Here is a 20577-nt window from a genome sequence, read left to right as displayed (position 1 = left end):
TCGCGAGCAGGCTCGCTCCTTCAGGAATCGATGGCGGGTTTACAGCTTGGCTGCAGGCCGGGGGCTTTTGCCCTTGGTTTGCAGCAAGTGCGAGAACACCGCATGCAAATCGTCCGAGGCGCTCTCTTCGTCAAGGTTGAGTTTGCTGTCGATGTGATCCATGTGGTGCATCATCAGGTCTACAGCCAGCGCGGCATCACGCGCTTCAATCGCATCGATCAATTGCATGTGCTCGTCGTAGGAGCAGTGCGAGCGGTTGCCGCTCTCGTATTGGGCAATAATCAGTGACGTTTGCGACACCAGGCTGCGCTGGAAGCTGATCAGGGGCGCATTTTTGGCAGCCTCTGCCAGTTTCAGGTGAAACTCGCCTGACAAGCGGATCCCGGCCCCGCGATCGCCCCGCGAAAAGCTGTCACGCTCGTCTTCCACCATTTTGCGCAACTGCGCCAGGTCCTCGGCACAGGCATGCACCACAGCCAGTTCGGTGATGGCCTTTTCTACCAGCCGCCGGGCAAAAAATACCTGACGCGCTTCCTCAATACTGGGGCTGGCCACCACCGCACCACGGTTTGGCCGCAGCAATACGACCCCTTCGTGGGCCAGACGCGACAAGGCACGACGAATGATGGTACGGCTCACCCCAAAGATTTCACCCAGCGCTTCTTCACTCAGCTTGGTTCCAGGCGCCAGACGCTGTTCGAGAATCGCCTCGAAAATATGCGCGTAGACGATATCGTCCTGGGTTCCACTGCGGCCGGCCTTGCCTGCGCGGGATTGTTTCTTGAGAGGCTGCAACTGTTCGTTCATGGGCACTCGTGTGGGAAAGCGGCGGCGAATTAGACGTTACCTCAGTACGGTAACGGGCGTCGCTGGCAAAGAATTAATGCATAAAATCAGGGCGCATTGTACACAAGCCAGAGTGCCAGTACGACTGTACGGTCATTTGCGATCCCGGCTGTATCGCAATGACAGGTTAGCTTTGCGTTTAGGCTTGCGTGCTGTCAGAACTCTCTTCAAGAACAAGGAATTGCGCACCATGTCCGACGCCCCTCTGCCGCGGTTACATCCGCTGTCCGACACCTCGCCTTCAGCCGTGGTCGCAGGCTTTATCGCAATGATGACCGGCTACACCAGTTCCCTGGTGCTGATGTTTCAGGCCGGCCAGGCAGCAGGTCTGAGCAGCGGACAGATTTCCTCGTGGATATGGGCCTTGTCAATTGGCATGGCTGTTTGCAGCATAGGATTGTCATTGCGTTACCGCACCCCCATCACCATCGCCTGGTCTACGCCCGGGGCCGCGCTACTGATCACCAGCCTCGGTGGCGTCAGCTATGGCGAGGCTATCGGCGCCTACATCACCTGTGCACTGCTGGTCATTATCTGCGGCATGACCGGCAGCTTCGAGCGCCTGGTCAAACGTATCCCCGGGTCACTGGCAGCGGCTTTACTGGCGGGCATCCTGTTCAAGATCGGTAGCGAGATTTTCGTCGCGGCCCAACATCGCACCGGGCTGGTGGTCGGGATGCTGGTCACTTACCTGATCGTCAAGCGCCTGTTGCCGCGCTATGCCGTGCTCGCGGCCCTGATGATCGGCACCTTGATCTCGGGCTTGCTTGGACTCCTGGATTTCAGCGGTTTCGCCCTGGAAGTCGCGGTCCCGGTATGGACTACACCCTCGTTCTCGATAGCCGCGACCATCAGTATCGGTATCCCGCTATTTGTGGTGGCCATGACCTCCCAGAACATGCCGGGCATCGCCGTGCTGCGGGCCGATGGTTACAACGTCCCCGCTTCGCCGCTGATCACCACCACCGGTGTCGCCTCGCTGCTGCTCGCACCCTTCGGTTCCCACGGGATTAACCTGGCCGCGATCAGTGCCGCCATATGCACTGGCCCCCATGCCCACGAAGACCCTAAAAAACGCTACACGGCGGCAATGTGGTGCGGCATTTTCTACGGTATTGCCGGGACCTTTGGTGCAACGCTGGCGGCACTGTTCGCAGCCTTCCCCAAAGAATTGGTACTGTCGATTGCAGCACTGGCCCTGTTCGGCTCCATCAGCAATGGCCTGACCATCGCCATGGCTGAATCGAAAGAACGCGAAGCCGCACTCATCACCTTTATGGTCACAGCGTCCGGAATGACCCTGTTCTCGATTGGCTCGGCCTTCTGGGGAATTGTCGCGGGCGTGTTGACCTTGATCATCCTGAACTGGAAAGCGCGCTGACCGGCAATGCAACTCTATAGGAGCCGGGCTCGCTGGCGATGCTGAGGTAAGGAGCTCGCAAGCAAGCCCGACTCCTGCACAATTGGTTGGCGCTCGCTCAAATCGCCAACGCTCCGCCGTCCACGGCCAGGGCGTGGCCCGTGGTAAAGGCTGCACCGTCAGAGCATAAATACAGCACCGCACTGGCCACCTCTTGCACTGTGCCTATACGCCCCACGGGATGAATTGCCGCTGCATACTCAGCCTTTTTCGGATCTGCCTCATAGGCACGGCGAAACATGTCGGTATCAATAACCGCCGGGCATACCGCGTTCACCCGAACCCCCTTCTTTGCATATTCAATGGCCGCTGACTTGGTCAAACCAATCACTGCATGCTTGGATGCCGAATAAATACTCATCTTCGGGGCCGCCCCCAGCCCCGCCACCGACGCGGTATTGACGATTGCACCGCCGCCCTGGGCCAGCAGCAGCGGCAACTGATACTTCATGCACAACCAGACACCTTTGACGTTAACCCCCATGATCGCGTCAAACTCATCCTGTGTACCCTCTGCCAGACGCCCCTGTTCAATCTCGATCCCGGCATTATTGAAGGCATAGTCCAGGCGGCCGTAAGTGCTGATGGTCTGCGCCATCAAGTGTTTTACCTCGGCTTCGAGGGTCACATTGCAGGGTACGAACACGGATGTGCCGCCCGCAGCCCTGATGAGCTCAACCGTGCCTTCACCGCTGGCAACATTCAGATCGGCCACTACGACTTTCAAACCCTCTGCGGCAAAGGCCAGCGCGGTTGCCCGGCCAATACCGGCCCCTGCCCCCGTGACAACCACCACCTGCCCGGAAAAGCTCATGCTCATTATTTTTGTCCTCGAAGGGGAAAAGCTGTGCAGAGTGTAGGCACGCACACAGATCAGCCCCTTATTTATCGAAATGATAAATCCCTGCCCACCACAATCACTCAAGGTGATGAAAAAGCATTCGTGAGCCGAGATTCACTTGCTGGGCCAGGCAAGAAGGGCTATCAACAGTCTTTGTCTTTTAGCTGAGTGCAGACCATGACCGCCGAGACCAACCGCCAGTTTCTTCTTGCCAAACGCCCCGTCGGCGCCGCAACACGGGACACCTTCAGCTTTCAGCAAGTGCCTGTGGCCAAGCCGGGCGCAGGCCAGATAGTGGTCAAGAATCAATACCTGTCGCTCGACCCGGCCATGCGCGGCTGGATGAACGAAGGCAAATCCTATATTCCGCCGGTCGGTTTGGGCGAAGTGATGCGCGCCCTGGGTGTCGGTCAGGTGATTGCCTCCGAACATCCCGGTTTTGCAGTCGGTGACTATGTGAACGGTGCGCTGGGGGTGCAGGACTACTTCGTGGGCGAACCCCGGGGCTTCTACAAAGTCGATCCGAAACTCGCACCTTTGCCAGTGTATTTATCAGCACTGGGGATGACCGGGATGACCGCCTATTTCGCCTTGCTCGAAGTCGGCGCACCTAAAGCGGGTGACACCGTCGTGATTTCCGGCGCCGCCGGTGCGGTCGGCAGCATTGCCGGGCAAATCGCCAAACTCAAAGGCTGCCGCGTGGTGGGTATTGCCGGGGGCAAACAGAAATGCAAGTTACTGATTGAAGAGCTGGGCTTTGACGGGGCTATCGACTACAAGAGCGAAGACGTCATCGCAGGTCTTAAGCGCGAATGCCCTAAAGGGGTCGATGTGTTTTTCGACAACGTCGGCGGCGATATTCTCGATGCAGTACTTAGCCGCCTGAACTTTAAAGCCCGCGTAGTGATTTGTGGCGCCATCAGCCAGTACAACAACAAGGAAGCCGTAAAAGGGCCGGCCAATTATCTGTCGCTACTGGTGAATCGCGCACGCATGGAAGGGTTTGTGGTGATGGACTATGCCGACCGCTATGCAGCAGCAGGGCAAGAAATGGCCGGATGGCTGGCCAAAGGCCAACTCAAAAGCAAGGAGCATATTGTTGAAGGGCTGGAAACATTTCCCGAAACCCTGATGAAACTGTTCAGCGGGGAAAACTTCGGCAAGTTGATCTTGAAGGTCTGACCCGGCACTTGATCATTGTGCCCCCCCTGAAGTGGCAACGGCCTGACCGCGAGAGCATCGCAGGCAAGCCGTTGTTACAGAATCAGTATTAATTAGCGCGCAGTCAGGCCAGCTCGGCGACCACCGCAGCCAGAGCTTTGGCCGGGTCCGCAGCCTGGCTGATCGGGCGGCCGATTACCAGATAGTCAGAGCCTGCATCCAGCGCCTGGCGCGGGGTCAGAATACGGCGCTGATCATCCTGGGCGCTGCCTGCAGGACGAATCCCCGGGGTCACCAGTTTTAGCGCTGGATGCGCAGCCTTGAGCGCTTGCGCTTCCAGTGCCGAGCAGACCAGGCCATCCATACCGGCCTTCTGGGCCAAGGCAGCCAGCCGCAGTACCTGCTCTTGAGGCTCGATGTCCAGGCCAATCCCGGCCAGGTCTTCGCGCTCCATGCTGGTCAGCACTGTCACACCAATCAGCAGCGGTTGCGGGCCGGTACGCTTGTCGAGCACTTCACGGCACGCGGCCATCATCCGCATCCCGCCCGAGCAGTGAACGTTCACCATCCACACGCCCATTTCGGCGGCAGCTTTAACCGCCATTGCTGTGGTATTGGGAATATCGTGGAATTTGAGATCCAGAAACACCTCAAAACCCTTGTCACGCAAAGTGCCGACAATTTCCGCAGCACAGCTGGTAAACAGCTCTTTGCCCACTTTCACCCGGCACAGCTTCGGGTCCAACTGATCAGCCAGTTTCAGTGCGGCGTCACGCGTTGGGAAATCCAGGGCGACGATAATAGGAGTCTGGCAGTCGGACATTAGCGGGTTCTCAGGCTGGTCGAAATCGGCGCGCATTGTAGCGGAACCAGCCGCTTACCGGCACCCGATGATCGCAATTTCACAATTTTAGTCATCTAAAGAGTTATAAGACCCGCAGCAGATTAACCGGCCTACAATGAAACCACTGCGTAGTCACAGACTCAAAAGGACAGACCGCAACCCGCTTTGCGAACGCCTTGCACAGCGGTTCACTCAACAAGGAGAACACTATGCCCTGGTATGCCTGGTTAATTCTGATCGTAGCTATCGGCGCCATCGTTGGCGCGCTGATGACTTTACGTGAAACCGCCAACAAAGTTGAACTGACCGATGAACAGCGTAAACGTGTAGCCGAACGTAACGCCGAAATGGATGAGAAAGAGTCGAAGGACCGCTGAGACAGTCTGACTATGTTTACCCAGCCCATGGGCTGGGTTGTCGACTATAAATATCTACATGCCCTGGAATGAAACACCTGTACATCTCCCTGGAGCCCAAGGCTATGATGCTTGATTGCATAAGAGACAGCAGCCATGCGGTACTCCCCAGGTCATAAAGCCCAAACCCACAAACGCATCATCAAAGAAGCATCCGGGCTCTTCCGGCGAGACGGGATTGGCGCCACGGGGCTACAACCCCTCATGAAATCCCTGGGCCTCACCCACGGTGGCTTTTATGCACACTTTTCGTCGAAAAACGAACTGGTAGAAAAAGCCCTGCAGCATGCGGCTGATGAAGTGGACACCATCTGCGAACAACTATTCAGCCAGCCGCAACCACTCAATGCATTCATCGACACTTACTTGTCCCAATGGCACGTCACTTCTCCCCATGAAGGCTGCCCGCTACCAACAATGTCCGCTGAAATGGCCCAACAAGGGCTTCCCAGCTCCACCACGGACTACGTAATCAACGCCAGACTTGAACAGATTGAGGGCGCCCTTGAGGAGCCGGATGCTCAAGACCGGAGCATTGTGATACTTGCAACACTGGTTGGGGCTCTGGTCCTGTCTCGCGGAGCCCAAAGCGATGCACTCAGAGAGAAGATTCTTGCAGTAACGCGTAATGCATTGAAGCAATCAGACCAGCAGGCTTGAACACCAGACGTAAAAAGGCCAGTCAATGACTGGCCTTTTTACTTTCCACCGGCTGGCTTAGTTCACCGCGACCTTATCGCGATTCCTGTCATAAATGGCCTTGCCTATCCCGGTCACTTCCAGAAGTTCATCTGCCGAGGCGAAGTTCCCGTTGGCCTCACGGTAAGCCACTATGGCCCTGGCTTTGGCGGCCCCTACACCAGAGAGTTCACGCTGGAGTGTCGCCTCATCTGCAGTGTTGAGGTTGACCGTTACCAGCTGTGCTTCTGGCTCAGCGTGGGCACTTACAGTCGGCTTGGGTACCTCCGCCTGGGGCGCAGCATGAGCTACGCCGGAAATACCCACCATCAGGGCCAAAAACATCGAAGACAGAAAGCTAATACGCATAAGTGACACTCCTTTACATCGTTAAGTAGAAACAGCTTTCCTGAGCTGTACTCCAAACTTAGGTGATGGAAGCGGAGTGTCAAAAATCACTGCGTTGCAGAGTATGTAGTCATAACAACTCTGAACGACGTTGTTGATGGATCCAGTCGACAATTTCACCCTCGGGGGCATAACCACTGACCGTATCGCGCAATAGTTGCCGTACCAGCGGATAGTCGTCCTGATCCACCGCTTCAAGCAATTGTCTCAGCCGCTGCTTGAGTTCATCCCAGGGCAACATGTCTTCATTGGCACTCATGATCATCGGGTGCCGGGTCGCTACTACGTTGTCACCAATCAGCAACTCTTCGTAAAGCTTTTCGCCCGGGCGCAGGCCCGTGAATTCGATTTCGATGTCGCCATGCAGATTCTTCTCTGAGCGAACACTGAGGCCGGAAAGGTGAATCATTTTTTCGGCCAGCTCGACAATGCGCACAGGCTCGCCCATATCGAGCACAAACACATCACCGCCCTGCCCCATGGAACCGGCTTGAATCACCAGCTGTGCGGCCTCCGGGATAGTCATGAAGTAGCGGGTAATTTTGGGATGAGTCACAGTCAGTGGCCCGCCGGCTTTGATCTGTTTGTGAAACAGCGGAATGACCGATCCCGAAGAGCCCAGTACATTGCCAAAGCGAACCATGGTGAAGCGGGTTTTATTAACCCGCGAAACATTAGCTGCATCGCCAAACAGTACAGGCGCCACTTCCCGACTGAGCGCCTGAAGCGTCATCTCGGCCAGGCGCTTGGTGCTGCCCATCACATTGGTCGGACGTACAGCCTTGTCAGTAGAAATCAGCACAAAGTTCGCAACCCCGGACTGTAAAGCAGCCTGGGCCGTATTGAGCGTGCCAATAACGTTATTCAGTACGCCTTCAGCAATGTTGTGCTCAACCATTGGGACATGCTTGTACGCGGCAGCGTGATACACAGTATCGACACCCCAGGTCTTCATGACCTCCAGCAGTTTGTGCGCATTACGCACCGAGCCCAGAATCGGTAATACCCTCACCGACAGTGACTCACGAGTAACCCGTTGCTCAAGTTCGGAACAAATGCTGTAAAGATTGAATTCGCTGTGTTCAAACAGCAGCAACGTCGTTGGTCGAAGTGCCAGGATCTGCCGACACAGCTCTGAACCAATGGAGCCGCCCGCCCCCGTCACGAGTACGCACTGACCTTTAATGCAGTGCTCCAGCAACTCCCCCTGGGCAGGTACCGCATCACGCCCCAGCAAATCGGCAATATCCACTTCCTGGATATCGTCGACCTTGACCCGGCCGCTGGCCAGATCCATGAAACCTGGAACGCTGCGCACATGAAGCGGGAAGCCTTCAAGCAGACCCAGAATTTCCCGACGGCGACCGCGGGACGAAGAAGGGATTGCCAACAAGAGTTCTTGTGCACCTGTCCGATCAATCATCTGCTGCATGTTTTCAGGCTTGAACACCTGCAAACCGGAGATAACACGATCAGAGATGCTTTCATCATCATCGATGAAAGCTACAGGGCGCATGATTCTGCCCATGCGCAGGGCCGCGACCAGCTGATTACCCGCAGCGCCGGCACCGTAAATGGCAACACGGGGCAAGCCGTCGTCCCGGCTGGTAAAGGGAACGTGCTGAGCAGCAGAGAACCAGTCACCCAGGAAGTATTGCCGCATGGCCAGACGCAAACCGCCCAGCATGATCAGGCTCAGCCACCAGTAGTTGAAAACTATCGAGCGCGGCACAAGGTTTTCGGGATTGCTGTACCAATACATCACTACAGCCAGAACCAGCGATGACAGACTTACTGCTTTGACAATCGCTATCAGGGCATCGTTGCCGAAATAGCGCATCACGGCGCGGTACATACCGAACCGGACAAATAGAGGAATGGCTATCAGGGGCGCAAAAGCGAAAAGAGAAAGGTGCATCTCGAATGGAAAAAGCGCTTCCTCGATACCTAGCCGCACGACAAAAGCCAACCACAGGGCAATCCAGACAAGAATCACATCTGTGGCCACTTGAATAACGCGTTTTTGCCGCCGTGACAGGTTGAGTAAGTACGTTCGAATTTTATCCATAAACCCTTGAACACCTATGCTGCACAAAAAAAACCATCAACACTCTACTGCTCAATGCTCCTGGCTACCCATCGCAAGGTTATATCTCACACCAGTGATGCTTCCTCAACAACTTCACTCAATACCTTACAGGTCAAACTGATTTCCTGTTCTGTGAGTGTTGGATGCACCAAAAACATCATGCTCGTCTCACCCAGCTCCTTCGCATTGGCAAGGCGTTGCTCAGGCCGCCAGCCCGTATTGTCAAAAGCCTTCTCAAGGTAAACCTCGGAACATGAACCGGAAAAAGCCGGCACGCCGCGAGAGACCATTTCATTGAGAATGCGATCCCGGGACCAGCCAGCCTTCAAGTCTTGAGGACGCACAAACACGTAGCATTTGTACGCAGCATGCACGTCATCGGCAGGTAGTACAGGAACCCGCAGTGCTGGCAATTGCCGAGCCGCATCCCAAATACGCATGGCATTGCTCAGGCGAGACGCTTGCCAGTCCTGCATGCGACGCAATTGAATACGTCCAATAACGGCTTGTACTTCGAGCATACGCCAGTTCGTACCAAAACTTTCATGCAGCCAACGGAAGCCAGGGGCATGGTCTCGCTCATAAACAGCTTCCCAACTCTTGCCGTGGTCTTTGTAAGCCCACATATCAGCCCACAGTTGTCGATCATTAGTGGTGACCATTCCACCTTCGCCGCCGGTGGTCATGATTTTATCCTGACAGAATGACCAGGCACCTACATGGCCGATAGAACCGACCGGCCTGCCTTTGTAATGAGCACCGTGGGCCTGGGCACAATCTTCAATCACCTTTAGCCCATGCTCATTGGCCAACGCCATGATCGGATCCATATCACATGGCCAGCCGGCCAAATGAACGCAGATCAGCGCTTTGGTATGCGGAGTCAAAACTGCACGGATGGTTTCAGCCGTAAAATTTTGCGAATCCAGGTCGACATCTGCGAAAACGGGTACCGCACCCGCATTGACGATGCTTGAAACCGAAGCCAGGAACGTACGAGAGGTAACTATCACCTCATCACCCGCTCCGATCCCGAGCGCTTTTAATGCCAGGTCAAGGGCTACAGTGCCGTTGGCAAGGGCAATTGCATATTCAGTACCTGACCAGGCCGCGAATTCTTTTTCAAAAGTCCGCGTTTCTTGACCGGTCCAGTAGTTGACCTTATTGGATAATATGACATCGCGGACAGCGTCAGCCTCTTCTACGGTGAAGGAAGGCCAAGGAGAAAAAGGTGTATTCAACACAATTCAGTACCCACGAATAAAAGTTAAAAAGCAGTCTGCGCATACCGGGAGTGCATTTATCTCCCCAAGCCGCTAGCAGGAAAACTGCAACGGCTCTTATTTCGTCAAGTGATTCAAAAACGCGGTACCGGCATCGATGTTGATATTACAGCCGATATTTATAGACTGGTTTACGCTCGCACCAATACCGATCCAGCGCAAGCGGAGAACACGTACTGTCCCGGCAAGCCTCGCGCCGGGACTAACCTGAACACATTCGTCCAAAAAACAATCGTGATCGATACTGCAGGCGGGACTCAGGATAAAACCACAACCAGTCGCCGCGCCGGACTTGCCCCCCAGCAAAAGCCACAACACCTGTGCCAACACTCGCTGTGCACTAAACCGTTTATAGCTGCGAATACCGCACTCTCCACAGTTTTACATTCTTGCGCTGCCTATAGAAGCCATGCCGTGGCGGTGTTCACCACGGGAGACTCATACCAGAACAGACTCTCCGCTCCCGAGTATCAATGTGCAGCGTCAAACGGCAAAGCCTCAGCATCTTTTTCGCTGATTTTGTACCCCCCCAACTCAGGCCAGCGAATGCCCAATGCAGGGTCACTCCATAAAATTGAGCGCTCAGATTCTTTATGATAATAGTCAGTTGTCTTATACAAAAAATGTGTATCTTCTTCCAAGGCAACGAAACCATGAGCAAAGCCTTCAGGAATCCATAGCATAAGATTGTTAGTACAACTCAGCTCAATCCCGAACCATTGCAAATAACTGGGTGAGTCTTTTCGGATGTCCACAACCACGTCATATACGGATCCCTTCACGACCCTCACCAGTTTTCCTTGCGCATGCGGTGACTCTTGGTAGTGGAGCCCTCTCAAGACGCCCTTGGAAGAGCATGAGTGATTATCTTGAACAAATGACTCAGGGCTGGGTATATTTAAGGACTGTAAACTTTCTGCAAATTGCTTATGGTTAAAAGTCTCCATGAACCAACCACGTGAGTCTTTATAAATAACAGGCTCTATAATGAGAATATCGGGGATTTCAGCGCGGGTTATTTTCATTTCTGATTACTTTCAAAAAAGAGTCTCAACAGATATTGGCCATAACCTGTCTTTTCAAGTTTTCGTCCTTGGGCCTCTAGTTTTTCTGGCGTGATCCATCCTTTATTGAACGCTATCTCTTCCAAACAAGCGACTTTCAATCCCTGTCGGTGTTCAATCGTATGCACGAAGTGGCTCGCTTCTAGCAAAGACTCATGCGTTCCCGTATCTAGCCAGGCAAAACCACGCCCCAGCAGTTCAACAGTTAAGCTTTGAGTCTCTAAATACGCTCGATTGACGTCTGTAATTTCAAGCTCGCCCCGTGAAGAGGGTTTTATTTTTTTTGCGATTTCGACGACGCGATTATCGTAAAAATACAAGCCCGTAACAGCATATTTGGATTTTGGTATTGCTGGCTTTTCTTCAATACTGATCGCGCAACCGGCAGCGTCGAATTCAACAACACCAAAACGTTCAGGATCGGAGACGTGGTAGCCGAAGACCGTTGCGCCTGTCGTCCGGGACATGGCCGAACGCAGATTGTCGGAAAAATATTGACCATAAAAAATGTTGTCGCCAAGGATCAGGCAGACTGGATCTTCACCGATGAACTCCTCGCCGATGATAAAAGCCTGCGCTAATCCATCGGGACTCGGCTGTTCAGCGTAGCTGAGTTCAATGCCGTATTGGCTGCCATCACCCAGCAATTTTTTAAAGCAAGGCAGGTCTTCCGGGGTAGAGATAATCAGGATTTCTCGCATGCCCGCCAACATCAAGACCGATAGAGGGTAGAAAATCATCGGCTTGTCATAGATAGGCAACATCTGTTTGGAGACGCCTAAAGTCAACGGGTGCAGGCGTGTACCTGAGCCGCCAGCGAGAATGATGCCTTTACGCTTAATGGTGGTCATGTTTCTGGCTCTTCCTTAACTATTCGGCTAAACCACCTTTGATGCCAACAGGTGATCGTTTGAATTTTATTTTGAAAAACACGCTACCGCCCCAGGATTCAACGTCGATTTCCTGAAAACGGGGTTTCTCATTACTCAGGCCATAGCCTGAGTTTTACTTAGCGATTGCCAATACTGGTCACTGGCAAACTGATCTGTTGCTGACGATTCATCAAATTGATAAGCAGAATGACTCTTTCTTCTCCGTCCATGGTCATGAATATGGACTCAATACCTGCGAAGCCCTGATCAAGAATGGCAACTTTGTCGCCTGGGCTGTACGCGGCGATAGCGTGCGTGTTGGCGCGTTCTTGCAGTTGAATAATAAGATCATGGCTAACGGCCAGAGGCCGGCCACCAAAAGCCACTATGCGAGCTACGCCCCGCGTGGAACGCAAGGGTGCCCAGTTAGCGCCCTGGGGCATGTGTATAAACAGATAGCCTGGGAATAAGGACTCTCGAGTGGATTGCAATTGACCACGTACGAGGGTTTCGCGCCGGCAGGATGGGCGCGAGCAGTCATAACCCTGGCGCTGAAGGTTTTCTTCAGCCCGCTCGTCTTGTCTGGGTTTGCACTGCACCAAGTACCAGTCGCCTGGCTTGGATGTAATGGCCACGCAGGCTGCTGCGGGGCTTGTTATGGACATGGGCATTTCATTAATGGGTCTTCCGTTTACCATTGTATGGTGCAATCGCCAGTGCCTCGCATCTGGCTTGTTTCTTATCCATAGCGGCCAAATAGAATCACCGCTGTGGGTTCACCCCGACTGCATCGGAACGTCGACGAATGAGTGATGAATTTGACACAGCGTCAACAGTTCCTTTGCCGATGCTCGTTATGCCACCATCTAGTCAAGCACCAACCCTATCTGCTCAGGCTATAGACCCCTACCTGAAACGCATTCATGTGAATTCTGTGGATGTGCACAGGCTCAATGATCGCCAAAATTTAGAACCCTGCGCGGATGATACAGTTCTCACCTCTCAATTCAACATCACCGCGTTGCGGACCTTGCTTTTGTATCTCCTGTACCCGGGATGCCTTAAGCGGGCAGACAGCCAAAAGGTACATTAGGCCTTTGGGGATACCTGTCTGGCCTTCAAGTAAATGACAGTACGACCACTGGCGCGCATTTCATACGCAAAAAAACAATCACTCGCTGGCCGGGATCTGCCAGATCCGCTCACCATTCGCCCAACGATTGTGATCTGCTGCTCTGATCTGCTGCTTGAATGGCAGGTATTGCGGCCTCATTCGTGTAAATGACCAGGAGCCGGCGTTATCCGATTTGTTTCCGATGAAGTTCAACCATCACGATCCGACACCAACAGTGCCAAATCGAGAATAACATTGCTGTTTGCAACACAGTTGCATATTCGGTGCCAGACCAGGCAGTAAATTATTTCAAAATTATTGGCAGTCTTTGCCGATCAAATAATTGCCCTTTTTGAACGATGACATCGCGTTTCGCGTCGGTTTCTTCAGTAGTAAAAGACGGCCAGGGGGAAAAACAAGAGAGTGTCAGCGCAACACATTACCCCTTAATTTCGATGAGGAAAGTAAGGGGCGTATTATTCGCCGGTTCGTCCGCCGCAATTATTTATGGCCACCCATGGTCAACACACCGCATGCCCGCTTAACGTGGCCTGGCCGGTACGCCAACGACTGTCTGCGAATCAGCTACATCACTGACTACCGCCGCACCTGCACCCACAATCACATGAGAACCGATCTGTGTGGACTGTCTGACACAGGCGCCGATACCGATCCAGCTCATGCTGCCAACCTGGACAGTGCCAGCAAGTCTGGCGCCCGGACTGACATGTACAGCATCACCAAGTACGCAGTCGTGATCAATACTGCATCCCGTATTAAGAATCGCACCTGATCCGACTTGCGCACCGGCATTCACCACTACGCCTGCGAAAACCACCGACCCCGTACCTATCGCAGCATAACGGCTGATTGTTGCGTCGGGGTGGATCAACGAAACCAACTGCGCCCCTGCCCCCGCCAGCTCCTTGAGCTTGGCGAGGCGTACCGCATTGTTTCCGATGGCCACAACGACACCATCGTAATCACGGGCATGGTTCAACAAAGTCGAAGTATCACCTGCAATACGCCAGGCGCCGTTCGTCTCTCGACCAGACCAGTTGTCTTCAAAGAACTCGACAACTTCCCAGCCACAACACTCCGCCGTATCAGCAACGACCTTGCCATGGCCCCCGGCGCCGACAATGGCTAAGCGCTTCATTATTGCCCCCCCGTAAACTTCGACATGGTTACTTCACCATCGGCACTGATCCCCTCTCGGATGAGCACTTTTTTCAGCGTCAGGAAGACAATCTTCACATCCAGCCAGATACTCCGGTTGTCTACGTACCATACATCGAGTTTAAACTTATCTTCCCAGCTCAACGCATTACGTCCGTTGACTTGTGCCCAGCCGGTTACACCAGGACGAACTTCGTGCCGGCGGTACTGTTGCGCGTTGTAAAGCGGCAGGTATTCCATTAATAACGGACGCGGCCCAACCAAGCTCATCTCGCCTTTTAAAACATTCCACAAGCCTGGAAGCTCATCCAGACTGCTGGAACGCAGGAACGAGCCAAATGCTGTCATGCGTTCAGAGTCAGGGAGTGGGTTGCCATGCGCGTCGCACGCGTCTTTCATGGTGCGGAACTTGATCATCTCAAAGGGTTTGCCATGTAACCCCGGACGTACCTGACGAAAAAGTACAGGTGTGCCCAGCTTCCGACGGACTTGCCAGGCGACAACAGCAATGACGGGCGAAAGCAATAACAGCCCGAAAAACGACGCAACTACATCAAATAACCGCTTAAGCATCTGGCAATCCCGCACTCTGTCCTGATATTGACACTTTAACTTCCAAGGCTGTCACTGACCACGCTTCCCGGCCAGTCGCTTGAAGATCACTGCAAAACTTTCGACACCCTTGCGCAAGGACAAATTGGCGCGATAGAAATCACGCCCGTTCTCGGACATCGCAGCGCGCTCGGCGGGTGTGGCGTTCATGAGTTTATCAACCGCATCAACCAATGAATCAGGATCTTGTGATTGTGCAATATGGCCACATCCGCTTTGGTTGACCAGGTCCGCCGCATCACCATCCACACCCATCAGCAACGGCTTGCCCACTGCCATGTACGCCTGCGTCTTGGAGGGAATGGTGATAGTAAACAATGGGTCTTTTTTAAGGTGGACCAGCAACGCATCCGCGCTGCTCAGGTAGTTGCCGACCTGCGCCATGGAAACCGCCGGCAGGAACACCACATTATTCAACCCCTCATCGCTCACCCTTTGCTCCAGGCGCTTGACTTCGACACCGCCACCCAGAAATACGAAAACCATGGCCTTGTCGCGCAACTGCAAAATTTTGGCCGCATCGAGCACCGAATCGAGTGCCTGGGCTTTCCCCATATTCCCGGCAAAAAGCACACGAAAGCGCGATGCGTCGGGAAAACCGTCCGGAACCTGGTGGGTGCTTGCCGTAATCTGATCTTCGGCGCACCAGTTATAAATAACCTCGATTTTCTTTTCGGGCACATCACGCTCGATCAGCAGACGCTTGAAGCCCGGCGACAGGACCACGACTTGATCAACATGGCGATAGACCCAATCACATACTTTTGAAACGACATTCAATGCCTTTTCGTTTGAAAACATCCCCGTTGCCCGCAACGTATCAGGCCACATGTCCTGAATGTCATAGACCACTGGCACACGGCGAAAAAACCTGATGAACACGGCGGCAATACCCACCGTCAACGGCGGATGATAGGCGTAGATCACATCCGGACGTTTTGCACCAAACAAACCGTAGAATAAACTTGTGGCCGCAAAGCTTATATAGTTCGCGACCCTGCCCAAACCACTTTGACCATGACTTGGGTATAAAGGCAGCCGTGTAACCTTGACTCCATCAATTACTTCTTTCTGAATCAAGCGCATCTTGAAGCCAGGATAAATCTTGCCGCCTGGGTAGTTGGGAAATCCGGTAACCACCTCGACGTCAAATCCCTGCTTCACCAGCTCTCGTGCAAAAACCAATCCCTTGAATGTGGGTTCTGGATCGAACCACTGAGTCAAAAGCAAAACACGGACTGCCATTTAATTAATACCTTTTCCAGACTACACGCATCACATAATCACGATAGCTGTGAATGATTCGAACCACTTTAGCGGCAACGTTTGGCATGCTGTAATCTGCGACAAGACGCAACGTACGGTCAGTCCCGCGCTCCTGGCTGTCGAGCAACTGCAGGCCCTGCATTACGCGCTCCACTTCCAGGCCAACCATCATCACCGCCGCCTCTTCCATACCCTCTGGACGCTCATGGGCTTCGCGCAGGTTCAGGGCCGGGAAGTTGAGAATCGATGATTCTTCATTGATGGTACCGCTGTCAGACAGTGCTGCCTTGGACTCCAGTTGCAGCTTGTTGTAATCCTTGAAGCCCAAGGGCTTGAGCAAACGCACATTTTCATGAAATGTGATGCCCAGCGCGTCAACGCGTTTTTGCGTGCGAGGGTGGGTTGAAACGATTACCGGGTACCCGAAATGTGCGGCGACCTCGTTCAACACATCCACCAACTTCAGGAAGTTCTTATCGGAATCGATATTCTCTTCACGGTGTGCGCTGACCACAAAAAACTTGCCGGCTTCAAGACCCAGGCGCTCAAGTACATCAGACGCTTCAATACCCGGACGATAGTATTGAAGTACTTCAAACATCGGGCTACCGGTCTTGATGACCATGTCTGGCGGCAAACCTTCACGCAACAGGTAATCACGCGCAATGGTGCTATACGTCAGGTTGATATCCGCGGTGTGGTCAACAATGCGGCGGTTGATCTCTTCCGGAACGCGCATATCAAAACAACGATTACCGGCTTCCATATGGAACGTAGGAATCTTGCGACGTTTGGCAGGAATAACAGCCATGCAGCTGTTAGTGTCCCCCAGCACCAAGAGTGCCTCAGGGTTCACTTCTGCCAGTACCCGATCGACTGCAATGATCACATTACCGATCGTTTCCGCACCGCTGGCACCTGCTGCATTGAGGAAGAAATCCGGTTTACGAATACCAAGATCATCAAAAAAAATCTGATTGAGTTCGTAGTCATAGTTCTGGCCCGTGTGGACCAGAATATGCTCACAATGCTCGTCCAAGGCCGCCATCACGCGCGACAGACGGATAATCTCCGGTCGAGTACCTACAACAGTTACAACTTTCATCTGCTTCATGTTCATTCTCCGCCTCTTCCCCTCAAGCCTGCGTACCGACCGCCAAGGCGTAAGTATCAGGATGCTCCCGGTCAAAAATTTCATTTGCCCAAAGCATGACTATCATTTCGCCTTCACCCACATTCGTGATGTCGTGCGTCCATCCAGGTACCGTTTCAACAATGACCGGTTTCACGCCGTCGGTGAACAGCTCATAAAACTCGCCGGAAACGATATGCCTGAATCTGAAGCAGGCTTCACCACGGATGACCAGGAACTTTTCAGTCTTGGAATGGTGATAGTGCCCGCCCCGCGTGACACCCGGATGGGCGGTAAAAAATGAAAACTGCCCGGCATCAGGGGTTTTGAGCATTTCCACAAACTCACCACGAGGATCACCATATTTAGGCACCTCATAGGTAAAGCTTTCCGGAGGCAGGTAGCTGAGGTAGGTAGAGTACAGAGCACGAGTCAGGCCCGTTCCCACACGCTCGGTGATCAAAGTGCCACGACTGTCGCGGAAAGCTTGCAACTGCTGCGAAAGTTCTCCGACCGTAATCTGATACTGCGGCACCACTTCGTTGAATGGCGCCGGCACGACCAGCCCGTCCATCACCGAAATAAAGCTCCTGATTACATCATCGATATAGACAAGCGTAATACTTGCGCCGGGATCGTTGATCTGTACAGGCAGCCCACGGGCGATGTTATGGCAAAAAGTGGCGACCGCAGAGTTATAGTTCGGACGCGCCCATTTACCAAAGACATTAGGCAAACGGAACAGGTACACAGGCGAGCCGTGCTCGGCAGCGAGCTTGTTCAATGCCTCTTCGGCAGCACGCTTGCTTGAACCATAGGCATTATCCTGGGCTGCCTGGATCGACGAGGTATAGATCAGAGGGATCTTGCGGCCACTGGCGGCAATCGCCTCTGCCAACTCACGGGTCAGATCAGCATTCCCGGTTTTGAACTCTTCTGGATCCTGCGGACGGTTCACACCTGCCAGGTGAAATACAAAATCAACCTGTGCTACCAGTGGAGCCAGCTCCTGGGGGGCATTTTCCCGGGAAAAACGAAAAACTTCGACGTCCTGGCGTTCGCCTAAATGGACGGTCAAATTTTTACCGACGAACCCGTTCGCACCTGTGATAAGAACTTTCATGATCACTCCTCGGGCGTAGCATGCTCGCCGCGCTGGATGGCGCGCATGAAGTCAAGCTTCAACAGCAACTTCTGCATACCCTCAATATCCAGGCGCTGGGTATTGTGCGAGTTATAGTCTTCGGTGCGGGAGATCTTTTCTTCGCCCTCTTCAACAAACTTGCTGTAGTTGAGATCACGCAGGTCTGGCGGTACACGGAAGTAATCACCGCGATCTTCGGCGCAGGCCATTTCTTCGCGACTCAACAGCGCTTCGTACAACTTTTCGCCGTGACGAGTACCGATGATCTGCACCGGATGGTCTGGCTTGCCCAGAAGATCCGTCAATGCATGGGCGAGTGTCTCAACCGTCGCAGCGGGTGCTTTTTGCACGAACAGATCACCGTTGTTGCCATGCTCAAAGGCATAGAGAACCAGATCCACGGCGTCAGCAAGCGTCATCATGAAGCGTGTCATGTTCGGATCGGTAATCGACAGAGACTTACCGGCACGGATCTGCTCGATAAACAACGGAATAACCGAGCCACGGGACGCCATCACGTTACCGTAGCGTGTCCCGCAGATGACGGTTTTTTTCTCATCGACGTTGCGCGACTTGGCAACCATCACCTTTTCCATCATTGCCTTGGAAATACCCATGGCATTGATCGGGTAAACCGCTTTGTCGGTGCTAAGGCACACGACCCGGCTGACCTGGTTCTGGATAGCAGCTTCAAGAACGTTATCGGTGCCGATAACGTTGGTTTTGACAGCTTCCATCGGGTGAAACTCACAGGATGGAACCTGCTTGAGAGCGGCGGCATGATAAATGAAGTCAACACCACGCGTGGCGTTAAGGACACTTTGATAGTCTCTGACATCACCAATGTAAAACTTCAGCTTCGAACTTGCATAACGCTTGCGCATGTCGTCTTGCTTTTTCTCGTCCCGGCTGAAGATACGAATTTCGCCGATATCACCATCGAGAAAGCGCTTGAGCACAGCGTTCCCGAACGAGCCGGTCCCACCGGTAATCAAAAGGGTTTTATCTTTAAACATATACATCCCCCGAATTCGGTAAAAATATCAAAATAGGTATTAATGTTGTTAACGCTGCGCTGCAGCTTTGAGCACAAGATCAAGATACGCTTGGGCCCGCTGATTCGGCCCCGGGTAGCCTTGGACAAAGTCGTAAGCATCTGCAAGCGGTTTTTCGTGTGCTGCTGGCAAAGCTGAGTAATAGTCAGCGATTACGTCAGCCATGGCATCAACGTTCAGCGGATCAAAATAGTGTGCATGCTCATGGCAACAGTCCCTGATAAAGGGCAGATCAGAAGCAAAAAGCGGCCGTTTCATCATCATGGTTTCGATCGGCACAGCAGAAAAGCACTCCAGCAGGCTCGGAAAAATAACTCCGTCCATCGCGGTGTAGAAACTTGGACACTGAGTGAGAGTCAAGGGACCTACGTTGACGATATTCGCCCTGAAAAATGGCGTACATTGCTTCCACTCCTGCTCGGGGAACGTCACAAAAAAATCAACAGCAAGAGAATGGCGCTCGCGCAGTACCTGTTTCAACATCGGCAGGCAAGCCAGATTCTTGTGCGGGTAGTTGCGCGAGATGATACCAAGCTTGATAGACGTCGTATCGGGAATGGCCACCGGCTGCCAGCGCTCAGGCTGACTGAATACCGAGTCCACCGTACTATATACAACATCGATCGGCTTACCCTGAAAGAAGTACAACTTCTCAAGCCCCACTTTCACATGCTCAAGCTCTACGACAAACTGATCAGCTCGCGAAAAAAACAACTCCTGCAGCTTGAACTTTGCCTTTAGCTTTAGGCGCGGTATCAAGCCCATTCGCTCAGTCATCGAATTATTCGGATAAATAATAGACGGCTGAGCAAATCCAAATAAGTGATGGGTACGTTTAAACAAAAAATAGGACGGGCCGAACACAGTAAATACAACATCCTGGCCGATAAAGTGTTTATCGACGCCCTGCCACAGCGATTTAATTCCGTAGCAATCCAGCACTATCACACTCTTGAAAATCGAGGTATCGGTCCCCAATGAATTAAGATTTTTCAGGACCAGCGAAGAAATCAGCAACGATATGTCTGCGCGAACGTCCTCAAATCGGCTGAGACAATCAATAAATGACGATGCCACTGCAACCGCCCCCCCAACGTGCAAGTTGGAGCAATTGATCAGAATCTTGGGGGCGCTTGGATTTGTCATAGAGGAT

Annotated in this window: 20 protein-coding genes; 4 read left to right on the top strand and 16 right to left on the bottom strand. The window is 53.2% G+C overall.

Features of this window, described 5'->3' with window-relative positions:
- Positions 1–39: 39 nt before the first annotated feature.
- Complete coding sequence (locus tag FEZ21_RS11400; RefSeq protein WP_003447157.1) at positions 40–807, bottom strand: GntR family transcriptional regulator; 768 nt, start codon at positions 805–807, stop codon at positions 40–42.
- Between the two features lie 229 nt (positions 808–1036).
- Between FEZ21_RS11400 and FEZ21_RS11395 the strand changes: the two genes are divergently transcribed.
- Positions 1037–2227 carry a benzoate/H(+) symporter BenE family transporter gene (locus FEZ21_RS11395; RefSeq protein ID WP_003447155.1) on the top strand — a complete coding sequence of 397 codons (1191 nt, stop codon included), beginning with the start codon at positions 1037–1039 and terminating at the stop codon, positions 2225–2227.
- A 97-nt stretch (positions 2228–2324) separates the two neighbouring features.
- Here the strand turns inward: FEZ21_RS11395 and FEZ21_RS11390 are convergent, their stop codons facing one another.
- Positions 2325–3086 (bottom strand): SDR family oxidoreductase, encoded by a 762-nt coding sequence (locus tag FEZ21_RS11390; RefSeq protein WP_003447153.1) that lies wholly within the window; start codon positions 3084–3086, stop codon positions 2325–2327.
- 198 nt (positions 3087–3284) lie between these two features.
- On the opposite strand from FEZ21_RS11390, the gene FEZ21_RS11385 reads away from it, so the two are divergent.
- On the top strand, positions 3285–4289 hold the full coding sequence (locus tag FEZ21_RS11385; RefSeq protein ID WP_160627132.1) for an NADP-dependent oxidoreductase: 1005 nt from the start codon (positions 3285–3287) through the stop codon (positions 4287–4289).
- A 103-nt stretch (positions 4290–4392) separates the two neighbouring features.
- Here the strand turns inward: FEZ21_RS11385 and pyrF are convergent, their stop codons facing one another.
- A complete protein-coding gene (gene pyrF, locus FEZ21_RS11380) occupies positions 4393–5091 on the bottom strand; it encodes an orotidine-5'-phosphate decarboxylase (RefSeq protein WP_003447150.1) in 699 nt (232 codons plus the stop codon).
- A gap of 230 nt (positions 5092–5321) precedes the next feature.
- Between pyrF and FEZ21_RS11375 the strand changes: the two genes are divergently transcribed.
- The gene (locus FEZ21_RS11375) at positions 5322–5489 is read left to right on the top strand and encodes a DUF2897 family protein (protein WP_003447148.1); all 168 of its coding nucleotides are present in this window, start codon (positions 5322–5324) and stop codon (positions 5487–5489) included.
- 135 nt (positions 5490–5624) lie between these two features.
- Positions 5625–6188, top strand: a complete 564-nt coding sequence (locus FEZ21_RS11370) for a TetR/AcrR family transcriptional regulator (protein WP_003447146.1) — start codon at positions 5625–5627, stop codon at positions 6186–6188.
- Positions 6189–6245: 57 nt separating this feature from the next.
- Here FEZ21_RS11370 and FEZ21_RS11365 read toward each other — a convergent pair whose 3' ends face one another.
- The 13 genes from FEZ21_RS11365 to FEZ21_RS11305 form a co-directional block, all read right to left on the bottom strand.
- Positions 6246–6575 carry a helix-hairpin-helix domain-containing protein gene (locus FEZ21_RS11365; RefSeq protein WP_003447144.1) on the bottom strand — a complete coding sequence of 110 codons (330 nt, stop codon included), beginning with the start codon at positions 6573–6575 and terminating at the stop codon, positions 6246–6248.
- A 109-nt stretch (positions 6576–6684) separates the two neighbouring features.
- Entirely contained in the window at positions 6685–8682 is a 1998-nt protein-coding gene (locus tag FEZ21_RS11360; RefSeq protein ID WP_010656171.1) for a nucleoside-diphosphate sugar epimerase/dehydratase, read from the bottom strand.
- An 86-nt stretch (positions 8683–8768) separates the two neighbouring features.
- Positions 8769–9947: a DegT/DnrJ/EryC1/StrS aminotransferase family protein gene (locus FEZ21_RS11355; RefSeq protein ID WP_160627130.1), complete on the bottom strand. Its 1179-nt coding sequence runs from the start codon at positions 9945–9947 to the stop codon at positions 8769–8771.
- Between the two features lie 509 nt (positions 9948–10456).
- Positions 10457–11011: a dTDP-4-dehydrorhamnose 3,5-epimerase gene (gene rfbC / locus FEZ21_RS11350; protein WP_160627128.1), complete on the bottom strand. Its 555-nt coding sequence runs from the start codon at positions 11009–11011 to the stop codon at positions 10457–10459.
- Positions 11008–11901 (bottom strand): glucose-1-phosphate thymidylyltransferase RfbA, encoded by an 894-nt coding sequence (gene rfbA, locus FEZ21_RS11345; protein WP_003447135.1) that lies wholly within the window; start codon positions 11899–11901, stop codon positions 11008–11010. Before rfbA ends, rfbC begins: the two co-directional genes overlap by 4 nt.
- 158 nt (positions 11902–12059) lie before the next feature.
- On the bottom strand, positions 12060–12587 hold the full coding sequence (rfaH, locus tag FEZ21_RS11340; protein ID WP_165439653.1) for a transcription/translation regulatory transformer protein RfaH: 528 nt from the start codon (positions 12585–12587) through the stop codon (positions 12060–12062).
- A gap of 990 nt (positions 12588–13577) precedes the next feature.
- Positions 13578–14195 carry an acetyltransferase gene (locus FEZ21_RS11335; RefSeq protein ID WP_003447127.1) on the bottom strand — a complete coding sequence of 206 codons (618 nt, stop codon included), beginning with the start codon at positions 14193–14195 and terminating at the stop codon, positions 13578–13580.
- On the bottom strand, positions 14195–14788 hold the full coding sequence (locus tag FEZ21_RS11330; RefSeq protein ID WP_010656174.1) for a sugar transferase: 594 nt from the start codon (positions 14786–14788) through the stop codon (positions 14195–14197). Before FEZ21_RS11330 ends, FEZ21_RS11335 begins: the two co-directional genes overlap by 1 nt.
- A gap of 51 nt (positions 14789–14839) precedes the next feature.
- Positions 14840–16072, bottom strand: coding sequence for a glycosyltransferase family 4 protein (locus FEZ21_RS11325; RefSeq protein WP_003447125.1), 1233 nt, complete (start codon positions 16070–16072; stop codon positions 14840–14842).
- Between the two features lie 4 nt (positions 16073–16076).
- The gene (wecB, locus tag FEZ21_RS11320) at positions 16077–17207 is read right to left on the bottom strand and encodes a non-hydrolyzing UDP-N-acetylglucosamine 2-epimerase (RefSeq protein ID WP_003447124.1); all 1131 of its coding nucleotides are present in this window, start codon (positions 17205–17207) and stop codon (positions 16077–16079) included.
- A gap of 22 nt (positions 17208–17229) precedes the next feature.
- A complete protein-coding gene (locus FEZ21_RS11315; RefSeq protein ID WP_160627126.1) occupies positions 17230–18348 on the bottom strand; it encodes a capsular polysaccharide biosynthesis protein CapF in 1119 nt (372 codons plus the stop codon).
- Between the two features lie 2 nt (positions 18349–18350).
- Positions 18351–19385 (bottom strand): polysaccharide biosynthesis protein, encoded by a 1035-nt coding sequence (locus tag FEZ21_RS11310; protein WP_003447122.1) that lies wholly within the window; start codon positions 19383–19385, stop codon positions 18351–18353.
- Between the two features lie 48 nt (positions 19386–19433).
- A complete protein-coding gene (locus FEZ21_RS11305; RefSeq protein WP_003447121.1) occupies positions 19434–20570 on the bottom strand; it encodes a glycosyltransferase in 1137 nt (378 codons plus the stop codon).
- Positions 20571–20577 lie beyond the last annotated feature (7 nt).

This window comes from Pseudomonas sp. 9.1(2019) (assembly GCF_009910445.1).
GTDB lineage: Bacteria > Pseudomonadota > Gammaproteobacteria > Pseudomonadales > Pseudomonadaceae > Aquipseudomonas > Aquipseudomonas paraversuta.
The sequence above is the reverse complement of the archived record's forward strand: the minus strand, read 5'-3'. Positions and strand labels throughout refer to the sequence as shown.

Bases quoted from the DNA above. Each gene is read 5' to 3' on its own strand.
- FEZ21_RS11400 (WP_003447157.1), bottom strand. From the start codon at position 807: ATGAACGAACAGTTGCAGCCTCTCAAGAAACAATCCCGCGCAGGCAAG.
- FEZ21_RS11395 (WP_003447155.1), top strand. From the start codon at position 1,037: ATGTCCGACGCCCCTCTGCCGCGGTTACATCCGCTGTCCGACACCTCG.
- FEZ21_RS11390 (WP_003447153.1), bottom strand. From the start codon at position 3,086: ATGAGCATGAGCTTTTCCGGGCAGGTGGTGGTTGTCACGGGGGCAGGG.
- FEZ21_RS11385 (WP_160627132.1), top strand. From the start codon at position 3,285: ATGACCGCCGAGACCAACCGCCAGTTTCTTCTTGCCAAACGCCCCGTC.
- pyrF (WP_003447150.1), bottom strand. From the start codon at position 5,091: ATGTCCGACTGCCAGACTCCTATTATCGTCGCCCTGGATTTCCCAACG.
- FEZ21_RS11375 (WP_003447148.1), top strand. From the start codon at position 5,322: ATGCCCTGGTATGCCTGGTTAATTCTGATCGTAGCTATCGGCGCCATC.
- FEZ21_RS11370 (WP_003447146.1), top strand. From the start codon at position 5,625: ATGCGGTACTCCCCAGGTCATAAAGCCCAAACCCACAAACGCATCATC.
- FEZ21_RS11365 (WP_003447144.1), bottom strand. From the start codon at position 6,575: ATGCGTATTAGCTTTCTGTCTTCGATGTTTTTGGCCCTGATGGTGGGT.
- FEZ21_RS11360 (WP_010656171.1), bottom strand. From the start codon at position 8,682: ATGGATAAAATTCGAACGTACTTACTCAACCTGTCACGGCGGCAAAAA.
- rfbC (WP_160627128.1), bottom strand. From the start codon at position 11,011: ATGAAAATAACCCGCGCTGAAATCCCCGATATTCTCATTATAGAGCCT.
- rfbA (WP_003447135.1), bottom strand. From the start codon at position 11,901: ATGACCACCATTAAGCGTAAAGGCATCATTCTCGCTGGCGGCTCAGGT.
- rfaH (WP_165439653.1), bottom strand. From the start codon at position 12,587: ATGTCCATAACAAGCCCCGCAGCAGCCTGCGTGGCCATTACATCCAAG.
- FEZ21_RS11335 (WP_003447127.1), bottom strand. From the start codon at position 14,195: ATGAAGCGCTTAGCCATTGTCGGCGCCGGGGGCCATGGCAAGGTCGTT.
- FEZ21_RS11330 (WP_010656174.1), bottom strand. From the start codon at position 14,788: ATGCTTAAGCGGTTATTTGATGTAGTTGCGTCGTTTTTCGGGCTGTTA.
- FEZ21_RS11325 (WP_003447125.1), bottom strand. From the start codon at position 16,072: ATGGCAGTCCGTGTTTTGCTTTTGACTCAGTGGTTCGATCCAGAACCC.
- wecB (WP_003447124.1), bottom strand. From the start codon at position 17,207: ATGAAGCAGATGAAAGTTGTAACTGTTGTAGGTACTCGACCGGAGATT.
- FEZ21_RS11315 (WP_160627126.1), bottom strand. From the start codon at position 18,348: ATGAAAGTTCTTATCACAGGTGCGAACGGGTTCGTCGGTAAAAATTTG.
- FEZ21_RS11310 (WP_003447122.1), bottom strand. From the start codon at position 19,385: ATGTTTAAAGATAAAACCCTTTTGATTACCGGTGGGACCGGCTCGTTC.
- FEZ21_RS11305 (WP_003447121.1), bottom strand. From the start codon at position 20,570: ATGACAAATCCAAGCGCCCCCAAGATTCTGATCAATTGCTCCAACTTG.